General features: G+C 40.1%; 12 protein-coding genes and 1 pseudogene. 4 read left to right on the top strand and 9 right to left on the bottom strand.

The window, feature by feature from the left end; genetic code table 11:
* Positions 1–88 precede the first annotated feature (88 nt).
* From recN to ruvX, 3 genes are all read left to right on the top strand, one after another.
* Positions 89–1,756, top strand: coding sequence for a DNA repair protein RecN (gene recN, locus FY048_RS10130; protein WP_446091038.1), 1,668 nt, complete (start codon positions 89–91; stop codon positions 1,754–1,756).
* Positions 1,757–1,881: 125 nt separating this feature from the next.
* A complete protein-coding gene (locus tag FY048_RS10125; protein WP_016139447.1) occupies positions 1,882–2,436 on the top strand; it encodes a YqgE/AlgH family protein in 555 nt (184 codons plus the stop codon).
* Positions 2,436–2,876, top strand: coding sequence for a Holliday junction resolvase RuvX (gene ruvX, locus FY048_RS10120; protein WP_284115117.1), 441 nt, complete (start codon positions 2,436–2,438; stop codon positions 2,874–2,876). Before FY048_RS10125 ends, ruvX begins: the two co-directional genes overlap by 1 nt.
* A 55-nt stretch (positions 2,877–2,931) precedes the next feature.
* Here ruvX and FY048_RS10115 read toward each other — a convergent pair whose 3' ends face one another.
* The 4 genes and pseudogenes from FY048_RS10115 to FY048_RS10100 form a co-directional block, all read right to left on the bottom strand.
* Positions 2,932–3,933 (bottom strand): HlyD family secretion protein, encoded by a 1,002-nt coding sequence (locus FY048_RS10115; RefSeq protein WP_446091037.1) that lies wholly within the window; start codon positions 3,931–3,933, stop codon positions 2,932–2,934.
* Between the two features lie 39 nt (positions 3,934–3,972).
* Positions 3,973–4,179 (bottom strand): DUF1656 domain-containing protein, encoded by a 207-nt coding sequence (locus FY048_RS10110; protein ID WP_004795042.1) that lies wholly within the window; start codon positions 4,177–4,179, stop codon positions 3,973–3,975.
* Complete coding sequence (locus FY048_RS10105) at positions 4,172–6,271, bottom strand: FUSC family protein (protein WP_446091036.1); 2,100 nt, start codon at positions 6,269–6,271, stop codon at positions 4,172–4,174. Before FY048_RS10105 ends, FY048_RS10110 begins: the two co-directional genes overlap by 8 nt.
* Positions 6,262–6,393 (bottom strand): annotated as a pseudogene (locus FY048_RS10100) (hypothetical protein). Before FY048_RS10100 ends, FY048_RS10105 begins: the two are co-directional and overlap by 10 nt.
* Positions 6,394–6,760: 367 nt before the next feature.
* On the opposite strand from FY048_RS10100, the gene FY048_RS10095 reads away from it, so the two are divergent.
* Positions 6,761–7,534, top strand: a complete 774-nt coding sequence (locus tag FY048_RS10095; protein WP_016139450.1) for an IclR family transcriptional regulator — start codon at positions 6,761–6,763, stop codon at positions 7,532–7,534.
* 184 nt (positions 7,535–7,718) lie between these two features.
* Here the strand turns inward: FY048_RS10095 and FY048_RS10090 are convergent, their stop codons facing one another.
* The 5 genes from FY048_RS10090 to uvrC form a co-directional block, all read right to left on the bottom strand.
* Positions 7,719–8,330: an alpha-ketoglutarate-dependent dioxygenase AlkB family protein gene (locus tag FY048_RS10090; protein ID WP_446091035.1), complete on the bottom strand. Its 612-nt coding sequence runs from the start codon at positions 8,328–8,330 to the stop codon at positions 7,719–7,721.
* Positions 8,327–9,181 (bottom strand): methylated-DNA--[protein]-cysteine S-methyltransferase, encoded by an 855-nt coding sequence (locus tag FY048_RS10085; protein ID WP_446091034.1) that lies wholly within the window; start codon positions 9,179–9,181, stop codon positions 8,327–8,329. The genes FY048_RS10090 and FY048_RS10085 overlap by 4 nt, the downstream gene beginning before the upstream one ends.
* Positions 9,182–9,306: 125 nt before the next feature.
* The gene (pgsA, locus tag FY048_RS10080) at positions 9,307–9,894 is read right to left on the bottom strand and encodes a CDP-diacylglycerol--glycerol-3-phosphate 3-phosphatidyltransferase (protein ID WP_016139453.1); all 588 of its coding nucleotides are present in this window, start codon (positions 9,892–9,894) and stop codon (positions 9,307–9,309) included.
* 118 nt (positions 9,895–10,012) lie between these two features.
* Positions 10,013–10,807 (bottom strand): thioesterase family protein, encoded by a 795-nt coding sequence (locus FY048_RS10075; protein ID WP_446091033.1) that lies wholly within the window; start codon positions 10,805–10,807, stop codon positions 10,013–10,015.
* Between the two features lie 120 nt (positions 10,808–10,927).
* Positions 10,928–12,727 carry an excinuclease ABC subunit UvrC gene (gene uvrC, locus FY048_RS10070; RefSeq protein ID WP_446091032.1) on the bottom strand — a complete coding sequence of 600 codons (1,800 nt, stop codon included), beginning with the start codon at positions 12,725–12,727 and terminating at the stop codon, positions 10,928–10,930.
* Positions 12,728–12,732 lie beyond the last annotated feature (5 nt).

Genomic DNA, 12,732 nt, shown 5'->3' with positions numbered 1-12,732 from the left:
TATAATTTCAGTTAGAATAATAGATCACTTGTAGCAAATTCAAAACTTCTCTATCTTTAACCCATAATTTGGCGCGTTGGATGCGTTTATGCTCACACATTTAACTTTAATTAATTTTGCATTAGCTGATCATTTAGCTATTGATATAGAACAGGGATTTAATGTTCTAACAGGTGAAACAGGTGCCGGAAAATCATTATTACTGGATGCACTTTCTGCCTGTCTAGGGGATCGTACAGATACAAATTATGTCCGTTATGGTTCGGACAAAGCGGATATCACCGCTGTTTTTACCTATCAAAATAATAGTCCTGAAGCAAAATGGCTCCAAGAACACGAGCTAGATGATGATTCTGGGGAAATTCATTTACGTCGTGTTATTTTTGCAACTGGACGTAGTAAAGCATGGGTGAATGGCCGCCCAAGCAGTTTATCTGAACTCAAAGAGTTGGGGCGCTTGCTCGTTCAACTCTATAGTCAGCACAGCCAGCAGCAACTTCTTGAACCGCCTTATCCAAAGCATTGGCTAGATCGTTATAACAATTTTTACGTTGAAGCGAATGATGTCCGTGAAGCCTACAGCTCATGGCAACGCACGATTCGTTTGCATCAGGCTGCCTTAGATGCACAAGCAACACGTTTGCAACGCATTGGCACTTTAGAGCATCAAATCGAGGAACTCGAAGAGGTCATTCAAACCGACTATAAAGAAATTGAGCAAGAGTTTGATCGTCTTAGTCATCATGAACATATCATGCAAGACTGTAGCTATAGCTTAAATGTTTTAGATGAAGCTGAGCAAAATATTACTCAAGAAATGTCTTCGATTATTCGCAGATTAGAGTCCCACGCGGGCCGTAGCGAACACCTTTCTGAGATTTATAATTCTTTATTGAATGCCCAAAGTGAAATAGATGATGCAACGGCAAACTTGCGTCAATTTATTGATCGTCAAAGTTTTGATCCCGAGCGAATGGAAGAACTCAATACTAAACTTGAGGTTTTTCATCGTCTGGCACGTAAATATCGAACTCAACCAGAAACACTTAAAGAAGAATATGAAGGTTGGCAACGTGAGCTTGAGCAATTGCATCAACTTGAAGACCCAGAAACACTGGCAGAGCAAGTTGAAAAATCGCATGAGGAGTTTTTAGAAAAAGCTCAGCATTTAGACAATATACGTCGTGAAGCTGCCGCGCCACTTGCTAAACAATTAACTGAACAAGTGAAACCTTTAGCGCTACCAGAAGCACACTTCGAGTTTAAGTTCGAACCATTAGAACAACCAGGTGCAGAAGGTTTAAGCTTTATTCAACTTTTATTTACTGCCAACAAGGGTATCCCTCCACAACCATTGGCACGAGTGGCCTCAGGTGGTGAGCTTTCTCGTATTGCACTCGTCATGCAAGTCATGAATGCTGAAAAAACCGAATCTGAAGTTCTGGTGTTTGATGAAATTGATGTCGGGATTAGTGGTGGCACCGCAGAAGTTGTAGGACGTTTACTTGCTGACTTGGCACAACATGTCCAGCTCTTATGTATTACTCACCAAGCACAAGTTGCTGCACAGTCTGATCAGCATTTATTAGTGAAAAAACAACAAACTGACCCAGCTAGCAGTACAATTATAGAACTTGATGAAAATCAAATCATTCATGAGTTAGCTCGCATGTCAGGTGGTGTTGAAATTAATGAAACAACCTTGCAGCACGCAAAACAATTACGCCAACTTAAATTTCAGGCTTCTTCAAATTAATAAAGAAAATGAGAGAAAAAGATTGGCGAAATCCGATTAACTCTTGTATGTTGATAAAAAGAACCTATATAGATAAAAGGGTCGAGAGGCCCTCTAGTGACATTTTTTGAGGGAGAACCGCTTAGGTGACCAAACAATATCTGACTCACCGTTGTCTGATTGCCCCGCCAGAAATGGCAGATGACTTTTTCGCAAACACTGTAATTTATCTTGCCCGTCATGATGAAGAAGGTGCTCAAGGCATTATTATTAATCGTCCTTCTGGTATTCAAATTAAAGAATTACTCCATGACCTCGACATTGAAGCAGACAATGTAAATCCACATGCGGTTTTACAAGGTGGCCCTTTACGTCCTGAAGCTGGATTTGTTCTTCATACTGGACAACCAACATGGCATTCATCTATTGCTGTAGGTGAAAATGTTTGTATTACCACCAGTAAAGATATTCTTGATGCAATTGCCCATAACGAAGGTGTAGGTCGATATCAAATTGCTCTAGGCTATGCGAGCTGGAGCAAAAATCAGTTAGAAGACGAAATTACACGTGGTGACTGGCTCATTTGTGATGCCGATATGGATCTGATTTTTAACCTGCCTTATGACGATCGTTGGGATGCAGCTTATAAAAAAATTGGTGTAGACCGCGCGTGGCTAGCATCTGAAATCGGACACGCTTAATGACCGAAACACAATCAAAATCGATTATGGCTTTTGACTTTGGTACTCAAAAAATGGGAATGGCGATTGGCCAGTCCTCAATTGAAAGTGCCAATCCTCTCCCTCTCTTTGTCATGAAAGATGGTATTCCAAACTGGGATCAACTCTTAAAAATTGTGAAAGAATGGCAACCCGATTTATTTTTGGTTGGCCTGCCATTAAATATGGATGATAGTGAGTCCGAACTCTCTACACGTGCTCGCAAATTTGCAAGACGTTTACGTCATCAAACCAACATAGAAACGTTGATGGTAGATGAGCGTTTAACTACACGTGAAGCGCGAGAAGAACTAGGTTTTTACCAAGAACAAGGTCGAGCAAAAAAGCTCTCGGCAGATAGTTTTGCTGCTGCACTACTCATTCAGAGTTGGTATCGAAATCCCATTGGATTAACGCCATAAAACAAAAAAGCATGTAATTAAAACTACATGCTTTTTTAATTAAATCACTTCGATTTTATTTTTCAACGATATGCACAGTCGCAGTTCGTCCAGAGACAAAAGCAAGTTCATTCTTCGGTGTTTCATCTAACACAATCTTCACAGGCACACGCTGCGCTAAACGAACCCAACTAAAAGTTGGATTTACATTGGCAAGAAGTTTAGAGCTGCTTGAGCGCTCACGATCTTCAATACCCGATGCAATACCTTGTACATGACCTTTAATTTTCTGGTTATCACCCATTAATTGCACAGTAGCTTGATCACCTACATGAATACGATTTAACTTCGTCTCTTCAAAATAACCCACCACATAGAGCTGTTTACGATCAAGCAATGCTGCAACAGCCTGCCCAACTTGGACATAGTTACCTGGACGCATATCAAAGTTAGATAACGTACCATCAGCTGGGGCAATTACCGCGGCACGATGCATATTAAGCTCGGCCAAATGTACATTGCTTGTTGCAACCTCAATAAGAGCCTGTTGTTGCTTAACAGTTGCTTCAGCCTGCTGGATTGCTGCTTGAAGTTGCTCATGCTCTGCAAGGGATTGATCACGTGTGGCAAACACTTGGTCTTGTTCTTGTTTAGAGATAGCGCCATCCATTAGGTTTGAGTAACGACCGGCATTTTTCTCGGCCAATTTGATATTACTGGCTGATTTAATCAAGTTCGCTTTTGCTTGTGCCAAACCCGCCTGCGCTTGAGCAAAGGCTGCATTTGCTTTTGCTAAATCCGATTTGGCCTGTTCGACATCTAAAGCACGGCGAGAAACGTCAATTTTAAAGAGCACCTGACCTTTTTTCACACTCTGGTTATCTTGAACCAATACTTCTGTGACAAGACCAGCGACATCCGAAGATACTTGAATAACGTCACCACGCACTCGACCATCGCGTGTCCACGGCGCTGCATTATAGTAGTTCCACAAATGCACAATGGTATAGACCGCCACCATTAATGCGACAATCAAAATTACTGGACGGATGACCTTTTTCAAATCCACCTGATTCATTTCACTCACCTAACTCAATCTTTAATTTCGCAATCATCTCTATGCACCCACCCCAACAAAAATTTGATGTATGACCAAAAGCAATAAAAGGTAAAAGCACAAATTGAAAATACTCGGTAATGCAATCCAGCCTTGTGCAATCCACTTGTTGGTCAAAGGACTTAACCCACGAAAACATATATATGCCAAGAGGGCTTGAACGAGCAGAGAAGGCACGTAAATGCCATAAACATTAAACTCACCCATTTGCTGTGGCTCCTCTCAAAGTACTGTTCTCATTCATTTGATCTGATGAAACATGACACATGCTATAAGCAATATTGTTAAGTGAAATGAGTAATCTTTGTCGCATCGTCATATCTTCAATATTTGAAGCAAGCTGTTTTAATTCAAATAAACCGCAATGGATTTGCTCAACCAAAGCCGCCGTATTATCTACATCATTTTCTTTGGCTCTAAACAGTTCATCTAGATTTTGTTGCAGATTTCCAATGTGATGAGCCAGCTCTGAATTTTGAGGAGACTGATTTGCCAGTTCTTGTAATCTACTTAAATCAACAATACTGCTCGACTCAATCAATGCTTGATGAATTGAGGTTTTAATCTCATTAGATTGGACTACTTTACTGTTAAGAATTCCAATTCGATCCAGCATGCTGCGCAGGTGAACTTTAAAATCGAGGCCATAAGGCAAATAGATCGCCTGTCTCATTGCACGATAATGCAACGCTAAAATACGGCTAGCGCTGGTGTCTGGAGACATTGCACGAACAACATCAATCACAACCAAAGACACTAAAACACCTAAGATCATGGCAAAAGAACCATCAAGATAAGACACTGCATCCATGCTATAAGCATTATGTAGATTTAGCCCCATCATCGTGTTAATCCCCAAAACCATGCCTACTGGCATAAGCATTTGATTGGCCATCATAGACACAGCAAACAGGAACATCGGTAATAAAACCAGTCCAAGTTCCCAGAATGTGGTGACATGAGGAAAAATACCAAATGCATAAACAAAGACTAAAACTGCTGAAGCAATACTGCCCCAAATAAAAATACGCAAAACCGGAACAGGGTTATCTAAGGCCGTTAAAATACAGGCTGTTACTGCACCCATTTGCGCCATCATAAATCCAGCTTTCCAACCCGAAATAATCCATACCCCAGTCACAATAAATGTAATGAGCACTGCACTAATACCACCTCGGATAGCCACACCATGGTCACGATGTAAACTTGGATATTTGGTGGTCATTGGCGTAATGTTGTCAGGAATTTCTTTATTGCCTTGCTGAATTCGTTGCCACAAGACTTTAACCGCTAAAACATTACTAATGAAATGACGTACATCCATTTTCATAGCTGCGACCAAAACTTGCTGATGTGTCGAAGCCGATTCCATCAAACTTAAGAAATCGCTTTCAAACTCATCTGGTAACTGCAAAATATTTTCATCAATAATTAAATCTTTTTGCTCCAGAAAATGTACAACATGCGCTGAGAGCTGTTGCAGTTTTTCTGAATGAGTTTCGATAAACCGAAGTTCCTGAAGCTGCTTAATACGCTCAGATAAAGCAACCAGATTCGCAACTACCATTGAGATTTGATGCAGCATTTCCTGCAAGGGTTTGGTCATGCCATGCAACTCACCCTTTTCATAACTCAAATGTACTGCCAAAGCATGAATATCTGTGGTGTCACGAGTAATGGTCGCTAAAAGCTGAGTATTATTCTGCTGCGGGTCAGCCTTTAATAAATTAGCAAATAGATTTTCTGTATCTTTAAGCGTTTTGATAACTCGCTGCTTAATCGCAGAACCAATGTGCATTGGAAGAATAGTGGCAGAAACTACAGCACTTGAAATCACCCCAATCGAAATCTCGATGACTCGAGCTAAAGCAATATCAAAAATATTGTATTGATCAATATAGGTAATCGAATTGAAGACAATCATGGCTGTCGAATAACCCGCCAGCATAAAAGCATAACTGCGTGGAGTCCGGTCAAGTAAAGACACATAAAGCGCAAAACCCACCCACAATGACAACACCACGGTAAACAACCAAGGTGTATTAATGAGATGTGGCGTTAGCGTTAAGGCAACCACTGCCCCACCCATCGTCCCTATAACACGGTAGACACACTTAGAAGACACCATTCCTGAATAAGGGTTGGCAATAATCAGGACTGTACCAATCGACCACATCGGGTTAATCAGATCTAATTCAAATGAAACAAATAACGCCAGCATTCCGGCAATAAATGTTTTTAAGGCAAAGATCAGATCAAGCCTACTCGGGCGAAACGCCAGTATTTGCTTTAATAACATGAACTCATCTCAAATACAGATTTGAACTGATGAGCATGCTCTTCAATGTTAAATTGCCTTTCTAGAGACAACAAAACTGTGACATTTGCCTAAAAGCAAATGAGATGAGGAGCATCCTTCAATACAATGATTTTTCCACATCCTGCCTGATTGGCCCAGATGATTTCAATTTGAGCATTATTTAAACGGCCAAACTTTGGAAAGAAGAGGTATCAAGAAATTCGCCTAGAACCGACCAATTTCTCAATTAGATATTTTGTTTGGCAATTTTTTCAAAATAAAGCGATTTAGTCAACTAAAATATCTCTATTTGATAATTTGATATGTTTTTTGATTATCGTATATGATGTATAAGCCAAGAGAAGTTTTCTCTTTGTCAGAGTAAAATACTCAAATTAGGCATTTATTTTAGAATTGAGACAAATTTTCTTTTTTTCTGTTATAAAAACTCAAAGATGATTCATTGTTAAAGGATACGAACAAGACACTATGGCAATTTCAAGTTTTGGCAAAATTTTAACCGTATTGGACCTATTTTCAGTTTCGCGTCCAATAATTAATGTCGATATTATTTGCGAAGAACTTGGCTTGTCTAAACCAACCAGCTACCGTTATCTCAAAGAACTAGTGTCTACCGATCTATTAAAACGCATTAATGGAACCTCTGGCGATTATACCTTAGGCTCAAAAATTGCAGTTCTTGACTATGTATCAAGAACAACAGACCCTTTAGTTCAAATCAGCACACCATTTATGCGAAATATTGTAGAGCGTACCGAATTGTGCTGCTTGCTCACCTATTTAAACGATGACTATTGCATCGACATTCATCATGAAATTTTCAAAGACACCGAATTACTTTCATATGGCCGAGGCTGCCCAAGACCAATTTACGTTGGGTCATCTCCAAAAACGATGGTTTCGCATTTAAGTAAACAACGAATGCAGGACTACTATCATCGTTACCAGCAAGAATTAAAGCAATCTGGTTTTGCTGAAGATGAACCAAGCTTTATTCAGCGTATGCGTAAAATTAAAAAACAAGGGTTCTATTTCTCACAAGGTGAGATTGACCCCAATGTTTCTGGCCTTGCCGTTCCAGTTCGTTTTTCGAACAAAGAAGTGCCTTTAGCTTTAACTTTAGTTGCCTCTAAAAATCGTTTTGATTTTTTAAACGTTGAAAAGCTCATCGAAATTTTGCAAGAAAATGCAGCACTTATTGAACAACGCTTTATGGAGTTATCTGAAAAAGGTGAAATCTAAAACTCCACTTTATGATAATTTAACCTTTTCTTACATTTTAATGCATTGAATATCCCGTAATATTCTCATATTATGATTTTAGCTCCTATTGATGATTCTTTTCATCAGCAGCTCATCAATAGAAGCATCCCCCTCAGAGGAATAAGCTCATGTTGCCATCATGGGCTTTTTTCTTGTCCAATTTTTATAAAAACTGAAACTGCCTAAAAGTAAGATTAATACGCGGCTGTAAAATCTTTGTTGAGCGATTTAAACGATGTTGCCAATGTTGTTGCGTCTCGCCACGCATCACAATGAGTTGACCTGGTTGGAGCCACAATTCAACTTTCTCTTTACTTTGAATTTGCCTAAAAGAAAATTTACGGGTTGCTCCAAAGCTTAAAGATGCAATTGTTGTGGTTTTTGCCAAAGACACATCCGAATCACTGTGCCAAGCCATACCTTGAGTTCCATCTTCATAAAGATTTGCCAAGCAAGAATTAAATTTTTCTGAAAGACGCTGTTCTACCAATTGTTTTAATTTGGCAAGTGCTTTGTCCCACGGCAAAGAATCACGGATGACACCCGAATATTTATATTGATAGTAATCATCTCCATACCATGCAACTTTTCGAGCTGTTATAAAGTGCTTGCCATACAACTTAGCCTCGTCATGTTTCCACGCGAGATGTTGGTAAAGATAGTGAAAATATTGTTCAGCTTCTTCAGGGCTTAGAATACAACCATAGTCCTGAACTTCACCATCATAGGGTAATAAATTTTCACAAGGCTCTGGAGAAAATAAATCCAAGGTCATACGGTCTCTCCGTGTTGCTTTGACATCTCCCAAGCTAACAATGCCAATTTACGCCCCTTTTGCCAATGATATTCTCCAACCATTCCGGTTGCACGAATCACTCGATGACACGGAATCAAATATGCAATCGGATTTTGTCCAATTGCGGTAGCAACGGCTCGAACTGCTTTAGGTTTGCCAATTTGCTCTGCAATATCTTGATAAGTCCGCAATTGACCTTCTGGAATGGTCAGTAATGCTTCCCAAACTTGCAGCTGGAATGGGGTTCCAGCTAAATTAAGAGGAAGTTTCTGCTGCAAGTGTTCTGAAAAGTCCTGTTCAAACCACTCTGCAACTTGTTGATGCCAAATCTGTGACTGATTTTTTAATTGAGCTTTAGGGAACTGCTGTTTAATTAAATCTTCAATATTTTTACTCGACTCTATGAAACGAATCGAACATATGCCTTTTTCACTACTTACCACTAACAACTCACCAAACGGGCTTGTCTCAACCGAGTAATTAAGTGTGACCCCTTCTCCTTGCTGTTTATATTCACCAGGCGTCATTCCTTCAAGCTGAATAAACAGATCATGTAAACGACCAGTACCCGACAAACCTGTGTTTAAAGCAGTTTCTAATAAACTTCGCTTTTGTAGCAGATAATATTTAGCCTGCTGCAAACTCATATATTGAACAAATTTTTTCGGGCTAATACCCACCCATTCCTGAAACTGACGTTGGATATAACCTGAACTTAAATTCATATGGCTCGCAACATCGTCCAGACTGGGTTGCTGATCTAGATGTTCATATAAATATTCAATTACATTGGCAATTACAGCAAATTGCCGAGAAGAAAGCATTTGCATGTGTCACCTCCTTAGCATTCATATCTTACATTAAAGTAGCTAAAGCCCGATGACGACCCGATTCTTGCACTTTCGAAAATAAAAAAGCCTTTCATTATAGAAAGGCTTAATCATTCAATCTGAGCTTAAGGTTGCTTTAAATAAGGCCAAGCTGCTTTTAGGTAAATAAACATTGACCATAAAGTCAGAATGACGGCGGTATATAACAACGCGTAAGCCAACATTTCTAAAGGCTGCCAATTGAGTAGAAACACACTAATGGCAATCATTTGAAAAGCTGTTTTATATTTGCCTACTGTCGATACAGCCACACTCGTTCTTGCGCCAAGTTCTGCCATCCACTCACGTAAAGCAGAAACTGTAATTTCACGTGAAATAATGACAATTGCCGCAAAAGCCATTGAAATGGTTGGATTCCACTGCACTAAAACAATCAGTGCCGCGGCCACCATGAGCTTATCTGCAACTGGATCTAAAAAACGGCCAAATGCTGAAGTCTGGTTTAAAGTTCGTGCCAAATAGCCATCAAACCAGTCGGTAATAGCAGCTAACACAAAAATACCCGTCAAGATAATATGACGACTCATATTTCCTGCTTGCTCACCAATACCCATTGCAGGCGGCCAATACACAATCACCAAAAATACAGGAATAAGCGCTATACGCGCCAACGTTAGGATATTTGGGATATTCAGGATTCGCCCTGTGGTCATAAACACCGCCAATTTAGTCTTCATGCATCTTGTAACAGACAAAAATACATTCTTCAATATTGTATCTATCTGTAACAGCCACTTTATACGAAATATATGAATCGAGGAAGTGGACTGCTTAAGTAAATACCGTAACAGTTTGCCGTAAAATTGCAATTAAATGATCATTTTGGTCCCAAAGATGGGCATATTCTGTGGAATAACCTTCACCGGCATATTCAGTCACCACTTTATATTTAAACCAGTCACACAATTGATGTCGAAATTGATGGACATAGGTAATGTGCCAAGTTAAAGAACTTGCAGGAGCAACTTGTTTAAACATCGGCAATACACCAGGTGGCCAAATATCCATCAAAACAATTAAATCTGGCAAAGTCATTTGACGATTTTCATACTTCTCTGGAGAAAACCTTGACCATCCTCCAAAGTCAGGATACTGACTTCCTGTAACAGGATGATGACCTTCTGCCCAGCATACATCAAAATGTTGATAGCATTCTGGCATTTGTCTGGCAAAAGGAAGAGGTTGTAACTCTTCAGGCTGCCTATAAACTGGAACCATCGGTTCTTGCCGTACTTCAATATTCGACGTACGAGGCACACCAAAGCTTGCAACCAAAATAGTTTGTACTGCGCCATCTTGCCACAAACGGGTTTCAAGCGTAGTGACCGACTTCCCTTCCCTTAAAATTTCAATAGTCAATCGAGCTGCTCCCTGCTGTACAGGCCCCACAAAAGTGATACTACAACTTAATAATCTTTTGTTGGGATCTTGAATATTGCAGCAGGCTTTTTGCATCAGCAATCCCGCAACAAGACCGCCAAACACTGTTCGTCCTTGCAACCACCCTTCAGGTATTTCAATCCATTCCTTTTGTTTTATTTCTTCAAACAATTGCAGCAAAGACATTCCTTTCCCTAAAACGAAAGAGTTATTAGAAACGATCTTTCATCATTTTGATTGGAATGTGAATGGTCAATCCTCTAGTAATTGGCGATTTATTTTGTCACTCTGCCTTTAAAGCAACGCTTATTCATGCAAAATTTTATAAATCGTTCTAGCCATCATTTCACCAAAACCGGGCACAAGCGTAAGCTCTTTTTCAGATGCTTTTAAAACACCTTGAATCCCACCAAAATGAGTTAATAAATCTCGACGGCGCTTTGGACCCAAACCCGGAATTGCTTCTAAAACCGATGTACTACGGCGTTTATCACGTTTAGCTCGGTGTTTAGTAATTGCGAAGCGATGGGCTTCATCACGCACCTGTTGAATCAAGTGCAATGCTTTATGGTCTTCGGGTAACTGGATTTTCGTGCCATCTGTAAAATGCAGGGTTTCAAGACCCGGTTTACGCCCTTCACCTTTCGATACACCCACCATAAAAGCATCAAGCCCAAGCTCTTGCATGACATCCATCGCCATGTGAAGTTGGCCTTTACCACCATCAATCAACAGTAAGTCAGGCAATATGGCTTTTTTATAACGTCGTGTTAAGGCTTGGCGCATGGCAGCATAATCATCGCCACCAGTAATATCTTGAATGGCAAATTGTCGATAGTCACGCTTACGAGCACCACCTTGGTCAAACACCACGCACGACGCAATTGGAGCTTCGCCCATGGTATGACTAATATCAAAACATTCGATACGATCGACAGGCCTTCCCACCACTTGCTCTAACTGATGGAAACGTTCATTGAGTTCTAAATGGTTACTCAACTGCCCCTTAATTGCATGTTGAACATTCATTTCAGCTAACTCTAGCCACTCGGCACGAGTTTCTCGAACATTACTCTTAATCTGAACCTTTTTGCCAAACTGCTGTGCCAATGCTTCTTCTAATTCTTTACGGTCAGGCAATGCAATGTTCACAATCAATTCATTGGGTACTTCATCTGCAACTTGAAAGTAAAAGTTTGCCATAAAGTCACTCAGCATTTGTCCAAGATCATCACCAAGCATGTCGGGGAAATAACTTTTTCCACCTAGCATTCGCCCATTGCGGACATACATAATTTGAACGCACGTCACGCCTGCCTGATATGCAATGGCCAGAATATCTGCCTCACCTTTGACTTTAAAAACAGCTTGTTGCGCTTGAACTTCACGCAGTAAAGATAATCGGTCCCGATAAAAAACAGCTTTTTCGAATTCAAGTTCAGCCGCCGCTTGTTCCATTTTGGCAATGAGCTCTTGATTAAGCTCTTTCGTATCACCTTGCAAAAAGCGAATACTATTATTAATGTCTTCTTTATAATCTTCGGGTGAAATTAGCCCTACACAAGGTGCAGAACAACGCTTGATCTGATATTGCAAACAGGGGCGCTTGCGCTGTGCAAAGTAGCTATTTTCACACTGCCGTACATTAAAAAGCTTTTGTAGAACTACTAAAGTATCACGAGCACTATAGGCACTTGGATAAGGTCCAAAGAACTTACCAATTTGGTGCTTACCTTTGCCACGACCGCTAGCAAGCCGAGGATAGGGCTTATCTGCCGACACAAAAATATAGACATATGACTTATCGTCCCGCAGCATGATGTTATAAGGCGGACGATGTTGTTTAATTAAATTTTGCTCGAGAAGTAATGCTTCAGTTTCTGAACGAGTGACTAAAGTTTCAATATCATAAATTCTGGCAACTAAGGCCTGAGTTTTAGGATGCTCAATGGTTTTAACAAAATAACTCGATACCCGATTTTTTAGGTTTTTTGCTTTGCCGACATATAATAATTCGCCCTCTTTCCCTAGCATTTTATAAACGCCTGGAAGTTGGGTCATGTGGGCTAGAATTTTTTCAATATGGGGACGAGCGTTTTGATTCACTATCG

The sequence above is a fragment of the Acinetobacter sp. 1124_18A genome (assembly GCF_052824995.1).
The sequence above is the reverse complement of the archived record's forward strand: the minus strand, read 5'-3'. Positions and strand labels throughout refer to the sequence as shown.

Excerpts from the sequence above, each read along its gene's own strand:
- recN (WP_446091038.1), top strand. The coding sequence starts at position 89 with ATGCTCACACATTTAACTTTAATTAATTTTGCATTAGCTGATCATTTA.
- ruvX (WP_284115117.1), top strand. The coding sequence starts at position 2,436 with ATGACCGAAACACAATCAAAATCGATTATGGCTTTTGACTTTGGTACT.
- FY048_RS10115 (WP_446091037.1), bottom strand. The coding sequence starts at position 3,933 with ATGAATCAGGTGGATTTGAAAAAGGTCATCCGTCCAGTAATTTTGATT.
- FY048_RS10110 (WP_004795042.1), bottom strand. The coding sequence starts at position 4,179 with ATGGGTGAGTTTAATGTTTATGGCATTTACGTGCCTTCTCTGCTCGTT.
- FY048_RS10105 (WP_446091036.1), bottom strand. The coding sequence starts at position 6,271 with ATGTTATTAAAGCAAATACTGGCGTTTCGCCCGAGTAGGCTTGATCTG.
- FY048_RS10095 (WP_016139450.1), top strand. The coding sequence starts at position 6,761 with ATGGCAATTTCAAGTTTTGGCAAAATTTTAACCGTATTGGACCTATTT.
- FY048_RS10090 (WP_446091035.1), bottom strand. The coding sequence starts at position 8,330 with ATGACCTTGGATTTATTTTCTCCAGAGCCTTGTGAAAATTTATTACCC.
- FY048_RS10085 (WP_446091034.1), bottom strand. The coding sequence starts at position 9,181 with ATGCAAATGCTTTCTTCTCGGCAATTTGCTGTAATTGCCAATGTAATT.
- pgsA (WP_016139453.1), bottom strand. The coding sequence starts at position 9,894 with ATGACCACAGGGCGAATCCTGAATATCCCAAATATCCTAACGTTGGCG.
- FY048_RS10075 (WP_446091033.1), bottom strand. The coding sequence starts at position 10,807 with ATGTCTTTGCTGCAATTGTTTGAAGAAATAAAACAAAAGGAATGGATT.